At 35.0% G+C, this 18,649-nt stretch carries 15 protein-coding genes; 9 read left to right on the top strand and 6 right to left on the bottom strand.

The genetic code is table 11. The annotated features are described in order from the left end of the window. Positions 1–115: 115 nt before the first annotated feature. Positions 116–2,650: a phosphoenolpyruvate carboxylase gene (locus tag AC5YGG_RS18385; protein WP_496145889.1), complete on the top strand. Its 2,535-nt coding sequence runs from the start codon at positions 116–118 to the stop codon at positions 2,648–2,650. Positions 2,651–2,707: 57 nt separating this feature from the next. Here the strand turns inward: AC5YGG_RS18385 and AC5YGG_RS18380 are convergent, their stop codons facing one another. After that, positions 2,708–4,315 carry a S8 family peptidase gene (locus AC5YGG_RS18380; protein WP_496145888.1) on the bottom strand — a complete coding sequence of 536 codons (1,608 nt, stop codon included), beginning with the start codon at positions 4,313–4,315 and terminating at the stop codon, positions 2,708–2,710. Between the two features lie 96 nt (positions 4,316–4,411). Between AC5YGG_RS18380 and AC5YGG_RS18375 the strand changes: the two genes are divergently transcribed. Genes AC5YGG_RS18375 through AC5YGG_RS18355 form a run of 5 tightly spaced genes read left to right on the top strand, consistent with a single transcriptional unit; the run spans position 4,412 to position 8,258 of the window. Next, positions 4,412–5,536, top strand: a complete 1,125-nt coding sequence (locus AC5YGG_RS18375) for a DegT/DnrJ/EryC1/StrS family aminotransferase (RefSeq protein WP_496145887.1) — start codon at positions 4,412–4,414, stop codon at positions 5,534–5,536. Positions 5,537–5,539: 3 nt separating this feature from the next. Continuing rightward, positions 5,540–5,986, top strand: coding sequence for a hypothetical protein (locus AC5YGG_RS18370; protein WP_496145886.1), 447 nt, complete (start codon positions 5,540–5,542; stop codon positions 5,984–5,986). 8 nt (positions 5,987–5,994) lie between these two features. After that, positions 5,995–7,017: a UDP-glucose 4-epimerase GalE gene (gene galE / locus AC5YGG_RS18365; protein WP_496145885.1), complete on the top strand. Its 1,023-nt coding sequence runs from the start codon at positions 5,995–5,997 to the stop codon at positions 7,015–7,017. A gap of 12 nt (positions 7,018–7,029) precedes the next feature. Further along, on the top strand, positions 7,030–7,794 hold the full coding sequence (locus tag AC5YGG_RS18360) for a methyltransferase domain-containing protein (RefSeq protein ID WP_496145884.1): 765 nt from the start codon (positions 7,030–7,032) through the stop codon (positions 7,792–7,794). Between the two features lie 11 nt (positions 7,795–7,805). After that, entirely contained in the window at positions 7,806–8,258 is a 453-nt protein-coding gene (locus tag AC5YGG_RS18355; RefSeq protein ID WP_496145883.1) for an adenylyltransferase/cytidyltransferase family protein, read from the top strand. A gap of 44 nt (positions 8,259–8,302) precedes the next feature. Here the strand turns inward: AC5YGG_RS18355 and AC5YGG_RS18350 are convergent, their stop codons facing one another. From AC5YGG_RS18350 to pnuC, 5 genes are all read right to left on the bottom strand, one after another. Beyond that, positions 8,303–10,891, bottom strand: a complete 2,589-nt coding sequence (locus AC5YGG_RS18350) for a TonB-dependent receptor domain-containing protein (RefSeq protein ID WP_496145882.1) — start codon at positions 10,889–10,891, stop codon at positions 8,303–8,305. A gap of 135 nt (positions 10,892–11,026) precedes the next feature. Next, a complete protein-coding gene (gene mltG / locus AC5YGG_RS18345) occupies positions 11,027–12,052 on the bottom strand; it encodes an endolytic transglycosylase MltG (protein ID WP_496145881.1) in 1,026 nt (341 codons plus the stop codon). A gap of 33 nt (positions 12,053–12,085) precedes the next feature. Then, positions 12,086–12,853, bottom strand: coding sequence for a diaminopimelate epimerase (gene dapF / locus AC5YGG_RS18340; protein WP_496145880.1), 768 nt, complete (start codon positions 12,851–12,853; stop codon positions 12,086–12,088). Positions 12,854–12,945: 92 nt separating this feature from the next. Next, positions 12,946–13,665, bottom strand: a complete 720-nt coding sequence (locus AC5YGG_RS18335) for a hypothetical protein (RefSeq protein ID WP_496145879.1) — start codon at positions 13,663–13,665, stop codon at positions 12,946–12,948. A gap of 4 nt (positions 13,666–13,669) precedes the next feature. Further along, entirely contained in the window at positions 13,670–14,341 is a 672-nt protein-coding gene (gene pnuC, locus AC5YGG_RS18330; RefSeq protein ID WP_496145878.1) for a nicotinamide riboside transporter PnuC, read from the bottom strand. Between the two features lie 165 nt (positions 14,342–14,506). Between pnuC and AC5YGG_RS18325 the strand changes: the two genes are divergently transcribed. The 3 genes from AC5YGG_RS18325 (at position 14,507) to hemN (ending at position 18,613) form a co-directional block, all read left to right on the top strand. Beyond that, complete coding sequence (locus AC5YGG_RS18325; protein WP_496145877.1) at positions 14,507–16,021, top strand: amino acid permease; 1,515 nt, start codon at positions 14,507–14,509, stop codon at positions 16,019–16,021. Positions 16,022–16,064: 43 nt separating this feature from the next. Continuing rightward, entirely contained in the window at positions 16,065–17,078 is a 1,014-nt protein-coding gene (locus tag AC5YGG_RS18320) for a WD40/YVTN/BNR-like repeat-containing protein (RefSeq protein ID WP_496145876.1), read from the top strand. Positions 17,079–17,254: 176 nt separating this feature from the next. Beyond that, positions 17,255–18,613, top strand: coding sequence for an oxygen-independent coproporphyrinogen III oxidase (gene hemN / locus AC5YGG_RS18315; RefSeq protein WP_496145875.1), 1,359 nt, complete (start codon positions 17,255–17,257; stop codon positions 18,611–18,613). Positions 18,614–18,649: the final 36 nt, after the last annotated feature.

Raw genomic sequence — 18,649 nt, 5'->3', positions numbered from 1 at the left:
AAAGTTACGAAATGTTTTATGGAAGATTAATAAAGTTGAAAAAATCTGATATTATCTTCTGTTTTTTTGTCATTTGTCAATCAAACTAATTCCAAAATCACTTACATTTGTTACTATGAGACACGACCAACGCACAGAAAAATTCAGGCAGATCGTGGAAAATAAATTCCAGATCTATAATTCATTATTTATGAGCCTGCCTTATGATAAAATGACTAATATCGGGATGTTACTCCCTTTCTTATACGAAGAAAGCAGAACCGGCTATGAAGGAGGAAAAACGCCTGAAGAAATTATTGAAGAATTTTTTAAAAATCATACAGATCTTCAAAACGAAGAGCAGAAGCTTGAGCTGCTTTTTAAGATCATCCAATATATAGAAAGACAAGTTGTGTTGTTTGACAGTATTGAAGATGCGGCTTTTCCTAATCTTCATTCTGAAAGTGATAGCGGGACAGTCACTAATCTTTTTGAACGTTCATATCAAGACCATAAAATTGAAAAAGTACGTGAAAAACTAAAAGATTTCAGTGTGAAAGTAGTGTTTACAGCACACCCCACTCAGTTTTACCCAAGTTCGGTACAAAGAATCATTCAGGATTTGAGAGGAGCTATTACCAGTGATTCTGTGACACAGATTGACACCCTTTTACAACAGCTGGGGAAAACACCTTTTGTAAATAAAGAAAAACCAACCCCTATTGATGAAGCGCTTAGTATTATTTCTTATTTGAGATATGTTTATTATGATACCATCGGTGAGCTGTTTACAAAAATTAAAAAGACCTTTGGAAACGAGCATTTCCATTTGCATGAAGACATTATTCAGCTTGGTTTCTGGCCCGGAGGAGACAGAGACGGAAATCCTTTTGTAACGGCTGATGTCACTAAAAAAGTTGCAGCAGAACTTCGTTCCGCGATCCTGAAATCATATTACAGTCATCTGAAATTTATCAGAAGAAGATTGAGTTTCAGAGGGGTTTCGGAGGCGTTGACTCAATTAAGTGAAGATCTTTATGCTGCTATTTTTGATGGTAAAAGTATTAAAGCAGAAGACATTTTGAAAAAAACTGATGAAGCGGAAAAAATACTGATCAATGAGCACAATTCTTTATTTCTTGAGCTATTAGTGAACTTCAGAGATCGTGTAAAAATCTTTGGAACTCACTTTGCGACATTAGATGTACGTCAGGACAGTAGGATTCACCAAAAAGTTATTGATGAGGTTTTTGCCAAAGTATACGGAAAAGAAGAAGCTGATTACGAACAGAAATTCAATAAACTTATTCAAATTTCAGAAACTGTACAGGCGAGCGACTTTGAAGATATTGTAAAAGACACTTTACTGACGGTTTCCCAGATTTCAGATATTCAAAACCTGAATGGATTAAGAGGAATGAACCGCTATATTATTTCTAATTCCGATGCTGTGAAAGATGTTATGAATGTTTATGCGTTCTTTAAAATCTGCGGATATCAGGATGAAGAAATTAATATGGATATCGTTCCGCTTTTTGAAACAATGGAAGGTCTTGATAATGCAGAACATGTGATGAATGAGCTGTATCAGAATCCTGTATACAAAAAACACCTTGAAAGAAGAGGAAATCACCAGACCATCATGCTGGGATTCTCCGATGGAACCAAAGATGGAGGCTACCTGAAAGCAAACTGGGAAATTTATAAAGCGAAAGAAGTATTAACACAACTGTCCGAGCAGAACAATATAAAAGTAGTATTCTTTGATGGCAGAGGAGGACCGCCTGCAAGAGGAGGTGGAAAAACTCACGATTTTTATGCTTCTCAGGGAAAAACAATCGCTAATAATAAAATTGAGCTGACTATTCAGGGGCAAACCATTACCAGTATCTTTGGGAATAAAGAGCAGGCAAAATATAACTTTGAGCAGCTTTTGACAGCGGGTGTAGAAAATGACGTGTTCAAGAATGCCAAAAAAGATCTTACAGAAAAAGAAAGAGCATTGATCATTGAACTGGCGAATATCAGTTATCAAAAATATTCAGATCTGAAAGCACATGAGATGTTCGTTCCTTATCTTCAGGAAATGAGTACACTTGAATATTACGGGAAAACCAACATCGGAAGCCGCCCATCCAAGAGAGGCAATGGAAGCGAGCTGAAATTTGAAGACTTGAGAGCTATTCCGTTTGTAGGATCATGGTCACAGCTCAAGCAAAATGTACCCGGATTCTTTGGTTTCGGATATGCCATGCAGAAAATGAAAGAGCAGGGAAGATTTGAAGAAGTGAGAGAACTGTATAAAGGTTCGGATTTCTTTAAAACATTGGTTCTGAACTCTATGATGAGTATGAATAAATCTTATTTTCCGTTAACATATTATATCAAAAATAATCCAAAGTTCGGAGCATTCTGGAATGTTCTTTTTGATGAATATGAGCTTTCAAAAAATATTATGCTGGAACTTACCGGCTTCAAAATGCTTCAGGAAGAAGATCCGTTATCAAGGAAATCGGTGAAGATTCGTGAGAAAATTGTACTTCCCTTATTGAGTATTCAGCAGTATGCTTTAATGAAAATTCAAAAAGGAGAAGGAAATAAAGAAGCTTATGAAAAACTGGTGACAAGATCATTGTTTGGAAACATTAATGCAAGTAGGAATTCTGCTTAATTATTAAAAATATAATAGGAAACGGACTCTTTGGAGTCCGTTTCCTATTTAAAATCACTATTCTTTAATAAATTTTTCATAGTAGGTTTTGCTTTTTGAAGTCATTTTAAGATAATAGACCCCTTTAGTAAAATCATCAACCATTACGGATTTTTGATGATTGACTTTTCTTACCAATCTCCCCAGATTATCATAGATTTCTAATGTTTCTATTTCATGATCAGAGGCAATGTTTAGAATGTTTTTAACAGGATTCGGGAACAGAACGAAATTTTCTTTTTTTACTGTTTCAGAAGTATTCAGCACAAGGTTATAAAGGCTTCCAAAATTGAGAATACCAAATCCCATCTGATCTGTGTGATTCGGATAAAGTGATGCTGTCTGTCTCAGTCTGGTCCTCATTTGTTCACGATTCATCGTAGGAAATGCCTGAATCAGACAGGCAACACCTCCGGCAGCAATGGGAGTCGCAAGAGAAGTTCCGCTGCTAACAAAAGTGGTATCACCCAAAACTGTTACTGTAGCTGTTCCCAGTGCACTTCCGTCAGGCTTTATAGCACCAAGGGAATTGGGTCCAAAAGAAGAAAATACCGAAGAATTTCCGGCAGAATCTACGCCTCCGATAGAAAATACTTTATCATTGTCAGCCGGTGTCATAATATAATGCCAAGGCTTATCTCCCGAGTTTCCGGCAGCGGCAAGAACAAAAATTCCTTTTTCAGCAGCAATTCCGGCTCCTCTTGCGATGAATGAAGTGCTTCCGTTCATGTCTGCATAAGTGTAATTGTATTGAGGATTATCAAAAATATTGTATCCAAGGGATGTTGTGATGATATCCACTCCTTTTCTGTCTGCTTCTTCAGCTGCTTCAATCCAGTATATTTCTTCCTCAGGAATTTCCGAATCAAAGTTTTCACTGCGATAAAGATAGAAATCAGCGTCCGGTGCAGATCCTACAAAAGTATTTTCAAGATAACCTCCGATTGCTCCCAAAACGATAGTACCGTGAGCATGCAGAGAAGGATTGTAGATGTTACTGGTTTTGGTTACAAAATCATATCCTGCTTTTATTTTATTATTTGTTCGGAGTCTTAAAAAAGCATTTCCTGTATCCACAGTTGGAAATCCATTGTCAATAACCGCAATGGAAACTCCTGTGCCTGTATATCCGGCGAGATGGAGGGGTTTTATATTGACCTGATCAATCTGTGGTGTTCCTGAGCCATAGTCAAAATTGGTAAGGACTTTATTATTGGAACCTGTACTTTCTTTCCATTTATTTATGGGGAATACTTTGTTTCCTGCTGAACTGTTTCGTGCAAAATTTTCTACGGATAACACAAAAGGTTGTGACTGTAGAACTGTTATCTGAGCAGGAGTGGCATTCACAGCAGCTCCATTAAGCCATTTGGAATAATCGGTAACGGTAAAGCCAAGATTCTGTAAATTCTGGATGTAAGACTGCTCTATGGGAGCATCCTGGTCATTAAGAGGTATTCCTAATGATGTACGTCTGTTAAGTGACTTTTGGGAAAGCTCCGAGAGTGGATTAGCAAAAAAAGCCGCTTTATTGGGCTTGTCTTTAAAATGAACAAAAACAAGCTTACTCTGTGCAGGGGAATAGGAGTAACCTGCTAGGAAACAAAAAAGTAAAAGTTTTTTCATGAAATTATTTTGTATAAAGATAAAAACTAAATCAATAAAATTTTTGATAGGATTTTAAAATCCTTATTTTTACAGAAATATTTAAAATATTTATTTATGAAAAAAATTCAGATGGTTGACTTGCAAAGTCAGTATTACAAAATAAAGAATGATGTAGACAATGCAGTTTTAAATGTAATGGATTCCGCGGCTTTCATCAACGGTCCTGAAGTAAAGTCTTTCCAGAATGAATTGGAGTCTTATTTAGACGTAAAACATGTGATTCCATGTGCAAATGGAACTGATGCATTACAGATTGCTCTTATGGCGTTGGACCTGAAAGAAGGAGATGAGGTCATTACAGCAGATTTTACTTTTGCAGCAACAGTAGAAGTGATTCATTTGCTTAAATTAAAATCTGTTTTGGTAGATGTAGATTACGATACATTTACTATTTCAACAGAAGATTTAAGAAAGGCAATTACACCAAGAACAAAAGCAATCATTCCTGTACATTTATTCGGACAATGTGCAAATATGGAAGAAATTCTGAAAATTGCTGAAGAGCACAATTTATATGTGATTGAAGATAATGCACAGGCAATAGGTGCAGAATATACCTTCTCTGACGGAACTACAAAATACGCCGGAACAATGGCAACTGTTGGTACAACGTCTTTCTTCCCGTCAAAAAACCTGGGATGCTATGGAGATGGTGGTGCTATTTTCACAAACAATGATGAATTAGCTCACCGTTTAAGAGGAATTGTAAACCACGGAATGTATGAAAGATATTATCATGATGAAGTAGGAGTGAACTCTCGTTTGGATAGCATTCAGGCAGCCGTTTTAAGAAAAAAATTACCTCATCTTGATTCTTATAATGAAGCAAGAAGAAAAGCAGCAGATTACTATGATGAGGCTTTTGCTGGGAATGAAAATATTCTGACACCAAAAAGATCTGAAAACTCTACTCACGTATTCCACCAGTATACTTTAAGAATTCTGAACGGAAAACGTAATGAACTTCAGAAATTCCTTACAGAAAAGGAAATTCCTGCAATGATCTACTATCCGGTAGCATTAAGAAAACAGAAAGCTTACTTCCAGGAAAGTAATGATGCAGATTTTGTGAATACAGATAAACTTCTGGATCAGGTAATCTCTTTACCAATGCATACAGAATTAGATGAAGAGCAGCTGAAGTATATTACCGATGCAGTACTTGAGTTTATGGGATAAAAAATGAAGGAATTTTTTCTTAAAGGTAAAAAGTATAAATTCTTTTTAGGGTTTCATTTTTTTATCGCAGGGATTTATTCACTTTATTTAATCAATACAGTGATGTCCTATGATTCCTTATCCTATTCTAAATACTACAAAGAGAGTATTTCTGAAAATATTTTTAAATACTCTCTTTATATAATTGTGAATTTAATTGCTGGACTAATCATTTTTTGCAAATTAAAATATACAAAGGCTATACTCAATCTTATTGCTGTAATGATTTTTATTTTAGTTTGTTTTGCAGATTATACTTTAATTAAAAGTTACATTAATAATTCATATTATAACTTTGTAATTATTTTTAATACACTAGTTATCGGTTTTGTTTCTTTTTACATTTTTTATTTAAATCATAGAAAAATAGAAAAAAACGAAATAGAAAATATTGGAAAACACGAAGATTAAAAAATAAAATGGCAATACTTGTTACAGGAGGGCTTGGATATATTGGTTCCCATACCGTAGTAGAACTTCTTAATAATGACTTTGAAGTTGTTATTGTAGATGATTTATCCAATTCAGAGAGGTTTATATTAAAAAATATTGAGGAAATTACTGGTAAAAAGCCGGTTTTTTACCCTTTTGATTTAAAGCGTAAAGAATTACTTAACCAGGTTTTTGATGCACATCAGATTGATGGCTGTATTAATTTTGCCGCTTTTAAAGCAGTAGGAGAAAGCCAGATAAAACCTGTAGATTATTACGAAAATAATCTTTTTTCTCTTATTAACATCCTTCAGGAGTTTAAAGAAAGAGGAATCTCTAATTTTATTTTCAGTTCATCCTGTACAGTTTACGGGCAGGCAGATGTAATGCCTATCGATGAAAATACACCATTGAAAATGCCTGAAAGCGTATATGGTAAAACAAAACAAATGGGAGAAGAAATTCTTATTGATTTTGCAAAAGCATATAACAGAAAAATCTCTTTATTAAGATATTTTAACCCAATCGGAGCTCATCCATCTGCTAAGCTTGGAGAATTACCAATCGGGATCCCTAATAATCTGGTTCCTTATGTAATGCAGACTGCTGCAGGAATTCGTGAGAAACTAAGCGTTTGGGGTGATGATTATCCAACAGAAGATGGAACAGCTATTCGTGACTATATTTATGTTGTTGATCTGGCAAAAGCACATGTTGCTGCTTTGAAAAAATTGATGGATAATTCTTCCGAAGATGCTGTGGTTGATATTTATAACTTAGGAACAGGAAAGGGATCATCTGTTTTAGAAGTTGTAAAGGCATTTGAAAAAGCAACCGAGACCGCAGTTCCTTACCAGATTTGTGACAGAAGGGAAGGTGATATTACCATTGCTTATGCTAATCCTGATAAGGCGGAAAAAGAGCTTCACTGGAAATCTGAAACATCCCTTGAGGAATCCCTGAGAACTGTTTGGGAATGGCAGAAATATTTAGAATCCAGAAACTCATAAAATACTAATATTATGGCTTGGAATCCGGATGTATATGATCAGTTTAAAGAAGAACGTTCAGCTCCCTTCTTTGATTTATTAAAACTTGTTGAATCAAGAACGGGTATATCCGTTATAGATCTTGGATGCGGAACGGGAGAACTTACCTCTAAACTTTTAGACTATCTGGAAGATTCCAAGGTTTTAGGAATAGATTCTTCAGAAGAAATGCTTGAAAAAGCGGCTCAGTTTAAAACAAGCAGGCTGAACTTTGAAAAAAGAAGTATTGAGGAACAACTTCATCTTGGAGATACTTATGATTTGATTATTTCCAATGCGGCAATTCAATGGTGCAACAATCATAAGGAGCTGTTTCCAAGAATAATCAGTAAAATTAAAGAGGGTGGGCAGCTTGCGGTACAAATTCCGTCCAATCATGAATATGTAGTGCATCAGCTTCTAAGAAAAATTGCCGAAACTGAACCTTATAAAACAGCTTACAATTCGTGGACACGAGCGTATACAGTTTTAACGATAGAAGAGTACTCAAGAATATTATTTGACAATAAAGGACAGGGAATTACCGTTTATGAGAAAGTATTTCCTCATGTTCTTGAAGATGCGAATGCTGTCTTTACCTGGGCATCTGGAACAGCAATGCTTCCTTATATTGAGCGGCTTCCCGAAAATTTGAAAGAACAATTTAAAAAAGATTATAAACAAGAATTACAAAATATATTTCCTGAATCACCGGTCTTTTATCCATTTAAAAGAACATTTATTTCAGCGAAGTTTTAATTTTAAATAATATGAAGACACAAAGAATAGGTATTACATTTTCCTCATTTGATTTATTACATGCAGGGCATATTAAAATGCTTGAAGAGGCTAAAACAGTGTGCGATTATTTAATCGTAGGATTACAGATTGATCCGTCTCATGATCGTCCGGGCAAAAACAAACCAAGCCAGACTATTGTTGAACGATATATTCAGTTAAAAGCGGTAAATGCTGTAGACGAAATCATTCCTTATTACACTGAAGAAGACTTGTTAGATATCTTAAAATCTTTTGTAATTGATGTAAGAATTATTGGAGATGATTATCTGGACAGAGACTTTACAGGTAAGCAGTATTGCGAAGAAAAAGGTATTGAAATTTTTTATAATAAAAGAGATCACAGGTTTTCTACCAGCGACCTGAGAAAACGAATCTATGAAGCTGAAAAAGCAAAAGTAGAAAAAACTGAAGCTGCAAAATAAAAAAATAAAAAACCCGAAATTTAAATTTCGGGTTTTTGTTTGTATTACATCGGACCTTGCTGGTCGTCTTTATTCTCATTGGAATTAATATCCTTTTTTCTCTTAGGCTGCTCTATTTTCTCTCCCTGTTTAAATCTATAAGTTAGAGATATAGAAAACTGTCTTGGCTGCCATTGCATATAGCTGCTTCTTGTATAATCCGCACTGTAGTTGTATACCTCCATACCTCTAGTATTAAAGATGTCCTGGATATTGAAGGAAATAGTTCCGTCTCCTTTCCAGATTGTTTTGGAAGCACCAAAGTTGATCGCATACATATCTTTTCTATCCTGGCTTGCTGTTTTCTGCCCTCCTCTGTAGAATCCTTGAAGTTGTATACTTAATGTCTTATCAAGTTTGAAAGTCGTATTAAGACGTAGTCTCGTAGAAAAACCACTTCCTGTAAAGTCCTGATAACGCGTTTGCTCGATTCCGTCCACATCTTTTGTTGTGTAGCTTGCAATACCGGTAGTTTTATATCCGAAAAGGTCTGCGCTACCCATGATTTTGAACCATGCAAAAGGGTCGTAAGTGAAATTCAGATCTAAACCATAGCGATCATCATCCCCTAAGTTGTCAGGTTTAGTATAGAATACTCTCTGGCTTTCGTCAGGTCTGTAGACAAGCATTTTAGTATCATCCGTTGCGTGTCTGTAATATAAAGTAGGGTTAATGGTAAACTTCTTTCGTGTAATATTATAACCTACTTCATAAGAATCTACGTATGATGGATTCAGATCAATATTTCCTTCGAAAATATTCTGATTGTTGGTGTAGTTCGGAAAAGGCACCATGAAGAATGATCTTGGTCTGTCTATTCTACGAGAGTAGTTAACCAAAATCTGATTGTTTTTTGATACATCATAACTTAAGAATACACTAGGAAATAGATTGTTGTAGTTCTTCGTTTTATTATTAATGGGAGTACTATTCGGATTCTGATTGATGTAATTGATTTTAACATTGGAAACCTCATCTCTCAATCCTAATTGATATCCAAAGTTTCCGATTTTACTTCTGAACTGAACATAGAATGCATTGAACATTTCTCTGTAATCAGTATTATTGTTATAATTCGAAATCAGAGGATTATTAGACGTACTGTTTACTAAATTATCATAAGTATTATCATTAACATCTAATCTGTATCCAGCTTCAAGCTTAGATTTTTCACCTATTGGTAATTCATAGTCAGCTTTTCCGATTATGGTTTTATTTACAGAATGTCTTTTAGTAATATCCTGTACAGAAGCAATGCCATCTACACTTTCCAGAATATCAGCATTATTATTACTTCTGTTTCTTTGTAAACTTAATGATAAGGATAGATTTTGCCCATTATCGTCGAACTTATGATCCAATCCTACATCACCCTGAAAAGCAAGATTATTAAAAGTAGTTTTAGCATCTCTTAAAGTATATGGATTCAAAAGATTCCATGGATTTAAAGAATTGCCTGTATATTTATAAAAACTATCATAAGTATTTACCAGTTCATTTCCGTCTCCTTCAAATGTTCTTACCAATCCAGTTAAATTGATTGAAGTTTTTTCAGAAAGGTCATATACAAAACCTGCACTTAGGTTATAGTTTTTGTTATAGGTTTTATTAATAGAATTCTGATACTGATGAACAGGCATATTAGGGGTTCCCTTAGTTGAATCAATTTTTGGGAAATTTAGAGTATGGTATGTGGTTTCAGAATTATTTTTTGTCTTATTTTCAGTATAGCCACCGCCACCATTTACAAACCAGGTCCAGTTATTCTTTCTCCAGCTCAGATTTGCGTTCAGTGAAGTTCTTGGAAAATATCCTAGAGTTCCGACAACACTACCATTAAATCCAATTTTTTTATTCTTTTTAAGGATAATATTTAAAATACCGGAAGTTCCACTTGCCTCAAATTTTGAAGAAGGATTGGTAATCACTTCAATTCTTTCGATCTGATCAGCCGGAATACTTTGCAAAGCATTCGCTCCATCATCTATTCCTAAAAGGGAAGAAGGCTTACCGTTGATAAGGAATTTTACGTTAGTACTTCCTCTCATAGAAACTGTTCCGTCAGTATCCACAGAAACGGAAGGCACGTTAGTCAAAACATCCTGTAAACTTCCTCCTTTACTTACAATATCCTGTGACGGATCATAAGTTTTCTTATCCAGTTCTACTTTATAAGGTTTGGTTGCTGTAGCAGTAATGACAACACCCTGCAGTTCCGTTGTTTTTCCATCTAATGTAGAGGTTCCCTCAGCTTCTATAGATAGTGCTCCAATATTGCCGGGACCTGTAATAATTTTACTGATCACACTTTTCTTGTAATCAATAGCTTCTACCGTAACATCATATTCACCAGGAGCAAGCTGTAATTGATACAACCCCTTTTCATCGGTCAGCACAGCATCGCTTAATGACTTGTTAGCTTTATTACTGAAAGTTACAGAGGCATAAGGAACAGGCTGATTCTTCTTATTGACAATAATCCCTGAAACTCCTGCTTTTTCCTGAGCAAAAGCCAATGCCGCCGCCGAGAGTACAAAAGTAAGCCCTAGTGCTTTTCGTGTGAAAATATTGACAATTTCTGTCTTATTCTTCATAGGTTATTTTTTTGTATAAAATCGTGAAAGTATAACCCGTAATATTTTGAATTTTCATATTTATTTGATTTTCAAAATATTATGATCAATTTATTGTTTTTTCTAACTGTATAAAATTTTAGGTGTCTGCTACGCTTATTTTATATTTTTTGAATTAAGCCAGTCCTGATACGCTTTTGCATTTACAGCATGCTCTTCAGCACTTGCCGTAAACTTATGATATCCAAATCTTGCAGGGTCAGCACACATAAATATATAATTATTGTTTTCCGCGTTCAAAACAGCATCTACAGAGTTTTTATCTACTACACAGATCGGTCCCGGAGGAATACCTGCATTGGCATATGTATTATATGGCGATGGAGTAGATAAATGTTTATATAATACTCTTTTAATCGGTTCTTTAAAATTTGTCTCTTTATTGATGGCATAAATTACCGTAGGATCAGACTGAAGTTTCATGCCTTTTCTATAACGGTTAAGATATAACCCGGCAATGGTTTTCATTTCATCCTTTTTGCCTCCTGATTCCTTATAAACAATTGATGCAAGAGCGTAGATCTGTTCTCTTGTAAGCCCAGACTGCTGTTCTTTGTTTTTTCTTTCACTGGTCCAGAAATCATTATATTGATCTTCAAACTTCGCAAAAAACTCTCTCGGACTTACCGTCCAGAAGAAATTATAAGTATCAATGAAAAAATATTTCTTTAGATCTTCAATATTTTTATAACCTTTCTCTTGTGCTACGACATCCAGATCACTCACAAAATGTAAAGAATCCAATTCCGTTTTCTTGGTAACCTTACCAATCATTTGGTACATATCTCCAAAATCTCCGATTCTGAAAGAATTTGCCGTTTGGTTACCTGCTTTAATCATATTGACAAGGTCCGTGTTTCCCTTACCGCTTTGAATATGGTAGCGCCCTGCTTTAAAGTTCGTGTTAAGACCTTTATCCTTAGCAACAGCTTCAAAAGATTTACGGTCTTTAATATATGGAGCAATAGAGTCCAGGATCTGGTTAAAGTTTGCCTTATGAGGGATCAAAATATAACCGTCCTTTTCTACATTGTTTCCAAAATATTTATTATAAAATCTCAAACCAAAAAATCCTGCCACTACAAAAACCAGCAGAATGATAATGAGAATAGCTTTTTTCATTCTTAAATAATGTTGATTAAAAGTTTTTTGATCTTAAAGAATATCTACCTTTCCTTTAAAAACTTGCTTTGCAGGACCTTCCAGCCAGATATTACAGAAAGCATCACCGCTTTTTTCAGCATATACCTTAAGATTACCTCCTAAGGTTTTAACTTTTACGGAAGTTAGATTGTGTTTTTGAAGAAAAGTTAAAGCAGAAGCTGTAACTCCGGTTCCACAACTGTAAGTTTCATCCTCAACACCTCGTTCATAGGTTCTTACAAATATTTCATTGTCAGAAATTTTTTCTACAAAGTTTACATTAATCCCTTTTTCTTTATAATTTTCAGAATTTCTGATGTCGTGTCCTTTGGTATAAACATCGTAATCGGCAATATTTTCCACATATTTTACATAATGAGGAGAACCTGTATTCATAACCGTATCATTTCCGTCTTGGGAAATAGTATCTACATCTATCATTTTTAATTTAATGATACCATTATGAATTTCTGCCTCATGTTCACCATCAATGGCAATAAACTTACATTTATCCTCAAAAACGTCAAGGAAAAAAGCAAAAGCAACAAGACATCTTCCTCCGTTTCCACACATTGTACTTTCGCCGCCGTCAGAATTATAATATACCATTTTGAAATCATAATCAGGATCGTTTTCAAGAAGAATAAGCCCGTCAGCGCCTATTCCGAAACGTCTGTCACATAGTTTTTCAATGATATTTTTGTCTTTTGGAAACTGAAGATCACGGTTGTCTACCATTACAAAATCATTTCCTGTCCCCTGATATTTATAAAATTCCATATAATTTTTGTCTAAAATGAAGAAGCAAAATTAATATATTTAAAATGAAAAACGAACAGTGTTAGCTGTTCGTTTCCTTATTTATAATCGTTTTATCTAAAGCCTCTGCCGCCTTGCCTGTTTGAAGTGTCAGAGCTGCTTTGGCTGCTTGAACTGTTTCTGAAGCCGCCACTCGAAGATTCTGATCTTGCAGGGGTACTGCTATTTGTACTTCCTGAATTTCTGAAGCCGCCGCCTCCCGTATTCAATGTTCTGTTTTCAAAACTATTGTTATTGGAGCTGTTTCCTGAACTTTGGTTTCTGAATCCGCTGTTGTTCTGGTTACCTTGGTTATTCTGATACCCGTTACCGTTTGAATTTCTGAATCCGTTATTGTTTTGGTTACCCTGGTTATTTTGGTTTCCATTAGAGTTTCTGAACCCGTTATTTCCGTTATTGGAGTTTCTGTTAATATAACCGTTACCATTATTATATGAACCTCCGTTTCTGAAACCGTTATTCGGTCTTTGTGTCGTAGTTGTACTTCTTCTTTCTACGTATACTTTTCTTCTGGAGTTATTATAATTGTCATAATAGTAGGGCATACCATTATCATAGTAGTAATTAATATTGTTTCTATAATAATAGCCGTCATTACCCCAATATCCGCCATTTCCATAATATCCGGAAGGAGCATAGTAGTATCCGTTGTTGTAATATGGGTCTCCATATCCATAGCCTCCATTACTACCATATCCGTCTGTATATGCCATACAAGATGTTAGTGTGCTAATAGCAAAGATACTAACTGCTATTTTTAATAAATTTTTCATGACTTTATTGTACTTTTTTTTCTTTAAAACTTTTTTTCCAACTAAGGTATCCTAAGATAGCCATTATAGTAAATACCAAATATTGAACCGAAGTGATTCCAAGACCCTTAAAAATCATCATTGGCATGCAAATAAAATCTCCGATAATCCAGAAGATCCAGTTCTCTATGCGCTGTTTCGCCATAAACCACATTCCCACTAAAAAAATTGAAGTTGTAAAAACATCCATCCAATTTGCCCAATCAAGATGATATAATCCAAGATTTGTACCTTCCATAGAAAATTTATTATCTATATAAGGTTTATAGTAGTAAATAAGGGTAACCAATGCTAAACTGAGAACAAAAAGAATAATGGCGTATAACCATTCTTTCGTTGTTGCCCAAGTAACCTCTACATGTATATGATCTTCAGAGTTTTTAGCCCATAAAATCCAGCCATAGACACTCATTATTGTATAGTATACATTAATGAGGCAATCTCCCAGCAGTCCGAAGTTGAAAAGAATGTATACGTAGATCAGGGTTGAAATAATTCCGGTAGGGTATACCCATATATTTTTCTTAATGGAAAAATATACGCTCAATGTTCCGAAAATAGCACCTGACGTTTCCAACATAATTTGTAGGGAATCGTAGCTTTCATAGGGCTTTACAAAAAGATCATATAAATTCATGCGATCAAAAATAAACAAAAATATGGACTTTTTAAAATGAATTAAACAATGTCTTGTTCATGTTTTTAAGCTATTAATGTAAAATAAATGATGAAAGTTTAACGATAAACGTGAGAGTTCCTAAATTTTTTATATTTTCGTGAATCCTTAAATAAATAAAAAAACATGTCGAAAATTTGGGTTAAAAAACCACTAAGTGCCTATGAGGCAGATATGAAGAAAAGTGAGCTGAAGAAAGTCCTTGGAAAATGGAGTTTAACAGCAATAGGAGTAGGTGCTATCATTGGAGGTGGAATCTTTGTTCTTACTGGGACAGGAGCCTATTATCATGCAGGTCCTGCACTTGCAATTTCCTTTATTATTGCAGGAATTGCCTGCGTTTTTGCTGCATTGTGCTATGCTGAGTTCGCATCGATTATACCGGTTGAAGGTTCAGCGTATGCTTATGCGTACGGAACAGTAGGAGAAATTTTTGCATGGGCAATGGGATGGTGTCTCATTCTGGAATATGCCATGGCAAGTATGGCGGTTTCCGTAAGCTGGTCCGGATATTTCACGAAATTTCTGAAAATTTTTGGAGTTCATTTACCATCTTACCTTACTTCAGATCCAGCCAGTTATGCAGGAGACGGTTTTTCAATGAATTTACCAGCTTTTATTCTTGTTCTTTTGATTACTGCATTATTGGTAAAGGGAACAAAAGAAGCTGCCGGAGCCAATAACCTGATCGTTTTAATGAAAACTTCAGCGGTTATCTTTGTAATTATCGCTGGTGTCTATATTATTTTCTCTAATACTGATCTTTATAACGCTGTAGACGGTGTTAAAAACTGGAAGCCTTTTATTCCAGATCAGGTTCAGATTAAAAATTCTGAAGGAGATCTGGTGTCTGCCTACGGTATTAAGGGAATTATTTCCGGAGCCGCGGCAATCTTCTTTGCTTATATTGGTTTTGATGCTGTTTCTACGCAGGCTGGGGAAGCTATTAATCCTAAGAAAGATGTGCCTTTCGCAATCATTGCTTCATTATTGGTTTGTACAGCTTTATATATTTGTGTATCTCTTGTATTAACAGGGATGATGCATTATACAGACTTTAATCCTGAAGGAAAATATCCTGATGCTATTAAAGCGCCTGTTGCGTATGCATTTGAAATTGCCGGAAAACACTGGGCAAGTAATGTGGTGACGATTGCTGCTACGGTAGGATTAATTTCCGTAGTAATGGTAATGATGATGGGACAGTCCAGAATTTTTATTGGAATGGCAAAAGACGGTTTGATCCCTAAGTTCTTTGGTGATCTTCATCCAAAAACAAAAACACCTTACAAAGGAATTATTTTATTGGGAGTTGTAGTGGCATTTATTGCTGCATTTACCCCAATTTCTACTTTGGCAGATATGACGAGTTTCGGGACTCTGTTTGCATTTACACTGGTTTGTATTGCCGTTTGGGTAATGAGAAAAAAAGAACCAAATTTAATCAGACCTTTCAAAGTTCCGGCATACAAAATAGTTGTAGCATTGGGAGTATTTATCAATGTTTATTTGATTTTTAACTTAAGTGCTCATGCATTGGAACTTTCAGCTGTATGGTTGTTCTTAGGAGGTTTGGTATACTTCCTATATGGTAAATCAAACAGTAAGCTTAACAATCCTGAAAAATATCAGAACGATTAAATCATATAAACCGCTTCGGCGGTTTTTTTATTGAATATATAGTATGAAAAAGATTTTAACCGTTATATTCCTATCCTTAGGAATGACAGCATTTTCTCAACAGGTAGAAAATATAGAAACGATTCTGAATGATAAAATAAGCATCAGAGCATTAGAATTATATGATCATAAGGTCTGGTACAGTGGAACAGATTCTAAGTTTGGATTTGTGGATTTACAGAATTATAAAAATCAAAAGCAGGTTTTACTTTCTGAAAAAAAGTTGCAGTTCAGGACATTGGCTCAGGATAAAAATTCATTTTATGCCATTAATATTGAAAGTCCGGCTTATTTTTTTAAAATTGATAAAAAAGATCTGAAATCCCAAATTGTTTTTACAGATACTACAAAGACTGCATTTTATGATGCCTTACACTTTGTAAATGATAAGTTGGCGTATACATTCAGCGATGCGGCTCAAGATCGTTTATTAAAACTGGCAGTTTATAAAAATGGTCAATGGAAGATGTTTAAAAATAATCTAGAGTTGAATGATGGAGAAGCAGCTTTCGCAGCAAGTAATACCAATATAACTTCTTCCAAAAAATATCTATGGATCGCGACAGGTGGTAAGGCTTCAAGGATTATAAGAATGAATCTTAAAACAGAGAAACTCGAAATTTTTAAAACGCTTATCATTCAGGGAGAATCTTCACAGGGAATGTATTCTATTGATTTCTATGATGATCAATTCGGTGTTGCTGTGGGGGGCGATTATACCAAACAGGACGCGAATATCAATAATATTGCAACAACGAATGATGGTGGGGAAACCTGGCAGATTCAGGCTTCCGGGCAAAATGCAGGATATACAACCTGTGTGAAAATCAAGCCCGGCTCAAAAGGGAAAGAGATGATTGCGGTAGGAGATCAACATATCAGCTATTCATCTGATTTTGGAAAGACCTGGAAGAAAATTTCCGATGAAAAAGGATTTTTCGTTTGTGAATGGGTTGATGGTAACAATGTTGTTTTAGCAGGCAATAGCAGGATCTCGATAATGAGATTAAAATTTTAAATATAAAGAATAGAATTTATCACTATTTATTAAGTCTCTGACCATACGTATTTAGACTCATTATAAAATAGCACCTAATATAATTCATAGGTAAAAATTCATAACTAATGGTTAATTTTGTAGGATGGAATTTTAAAATGTTAAATTTCCTCACCTTATAAATTTTAATTTTCAAAATGAACTCTTTAATAGATAAATATAATATTCCCGGACCACGTTACACTTCTTATCCTACCGTTCCTTATTGGGATGACAGCACATTTTCACCTGAAAAATGGAGTAGTAGTGTGATCAGGTCTTTTAATGAAAGTAATGCAGAAGAGGGAATTTCTATTTATATTCATTTGCCTTTCTGCGAGGCATTATGTACATTTTGTGCATGCCATAAGCGTATTACAAAGCAACATAGTGTTGAAGTACCTTATTTGGAAAGTGTATTGAAAGAATGGAGACTTTATCTTGAGCTTTTCAATGAAAAACCAAAGTTAAAAGAATTACATTTGGGAGGTGGTACTCCGACTTTTTTCTCACCGGAGAACTTAAAGACATTATTAGAAGGAATCTTCACAACGGTAGAGATTGCGGAACACCCTGAGTTCTCTTTTGAAGGACACCCGAATAATACAACGAAGGAACATCTTCAGACCTTATATGATCTTGGTTTCAGAAGAGTGAGTTTTGGAGTTCAGGATTATGATCCTAAAGTACAGAAGGCGATCAATAGAATTCAGCCTTTTGAAAACGTTAAAAACGTGACAGAATGGGCTAAGGAAATTGGATACAGAGGAATCAGTCATGATTTAGTATTTGGACTTCCACACCAGACTTGGGAAGCGATGGAAAATACCATCAGAAAAACAATGGAATTGAAACCGGACAGGCTGGCGTTTTATTCTTATGCGCACGTTCCGTGGGTGAAAGGAGTAGGACAGAGAGGTTTTGATGAAAGTGACTTGCCAAGTGGAGAGGAAAAGCGACGTTTATATGAAGATGGTAAGAAATTACTTCAGGACTTAGGTTATATTGAAGTGGGAATGGATCATTTTTCTTTAGAACATGATGATTTATACCATTCATTGATTCATAAAAAACTTCACAGGAATTTTATGGGCTATACTTCAAGTAATACTCAATTGATGGTAGGACTTGGGATGTCTGCCATTTCAGATTCATGGTATGCTTTTGCACAAAATGTAAAAACGGTAGAAGAATATCAGACGATGGTAGAAGAAGGGAAAATTCCTGTAGTGAAAGGTCACGTATTGAATGAAGAAGATCTTATTGTAAGAAGGCATATTTTAAATTTAATGTGTCAGCTGGAAACTACCTTCAATATTGATAATTCTTTCCCGGAACTGGATAATGCGCTGGAAATGCTGAAAGAAATGGAAAATGACGGGTTGGTTGAAATTTCCGGTAAAGAAATAAAGATTACTGAAGCGGGAAGGGCATTCACCAGAAATGTAGCAATGGTTTTTGACTTGAGAATGATGAGAAATAAACCTGAAACAAGGATTTTCTCGATGACGATATAAAATAAAAGCGGTTCAGTGTTGAGCCGCTTTTTATTT

It is taken from the genome of Chryseobacterium sp. CS2K3, from assembly GCF_059515185.1.
This window is presented reverse-complemented; position numbering and strand designations above follow the sequence as displayed.

Excerpts from the sequence above, each read along its gene's own strand:
- AC5YGG_RS18385 (WP_496145889.1), top strand. The coding sequence starts at position 116 with ATGAGACACGACCAACGCACAGAAAAATTCAGGCAGATCGTGGAAAAT.
- AC5YGG_RS18380 (WP_496145888.1), bottom strand. The coding sequence starts at position 4,315 with ATGAAAAAACTTTTACTTTTTTGTTTCCTAGCAGGTTACTCCTATTCC.
- AC5YGG_RS18375 (WP_496145887.1), top strand. The coding sequence starts at position 4,412 with ATGAAAAAAATTCAGATGGTTGACTTGCAAAGTCAGTATTACAAAATA.
- AC5YGG_RS18370 (WP_496145886.1), top strand. The coding sequence starts at position 5,540 with ATGAAGGAATTTTTTCTTAAAGGTAAAAAGTATAAATTCTTTTTAGGG.
- galE (WP_496145885.1), top strand. The coding sequence starts at position 5,995 with ATGGCAATACTTGTTACAGGAGGGCTTGGATATATTGGTTCCCATACC.
- AC5YGG_RS18360 (WP_496145884.1), top strand. The coding sequence starts at position 7,030 with ATGGCTTGGAATCCGGATGTATATGATCAGTTTAAAGAAGAACGTTCA.
- AC5YGG_RS18355 (WP_496145883.1), top strand. The coding sequence starts at position 7,806 with ATGAAGACACAAAGAATAGGTATTACATTTTCCTCATTTGATTTATTA.
- AC5YGG_RS18350 (WP_496145882.1), bottom strand. The coding sequence starts at position 10,891 with ATGAAGAATAAGACAGAAATTGTCAATATTTTCACACGAAAAGCACTA.
- mltG (WP_496145881.1), bottom strand. The coding sequence starts at position 12,052 with ATGAAAAAAGCTATTCTCATTATCATTCTGCTGGTTTTTGTAGTGGCA.
- dapF (WP_496145880.1), bottom strand. The coding sequence starts at position 12,853 with ATGGAATTTTATAAATATCAGGGGACAGGAAATGATTTTGTAATGGTA.
- AC5YGG_RS18335 (WP_496145879.1), bottom strand. The coding sequence starts at position 13,665 with ATGAAAAATTTATTAAAAATAGCAGTTAGTATCTTTGCTATTAGCACA.
- pnuC (WP_496145878.1), bottom strand. The coding sequence starts at position 14,341 with ATGAATTTATATGATCTTTTTGTAAAGCCCTATGAAAGCTACGATTCC.
- AC5YGG_RS18325 (WP_496145877.1), top strand. The coding sequence starts at position 14,507 with ATGTCGAAAATTTGGGTTAAAAAACCACTAAGTGCCTATGAGGCAGAT.
- AC5YGG_RS18320 (WP_496145876.1), top strand. The coding sequence starts at position 16,065 with ATGAAAAAGATTTTAACCGTTATATTCCTATCCTTAGGAATGACAGCA.
- hemN (WP_496145875.1), top strand. The coding sequence starts at position 17,255 with ATGAACTCTTTAATAGATAAATATAATATTCCCGGACCACGTTACACT.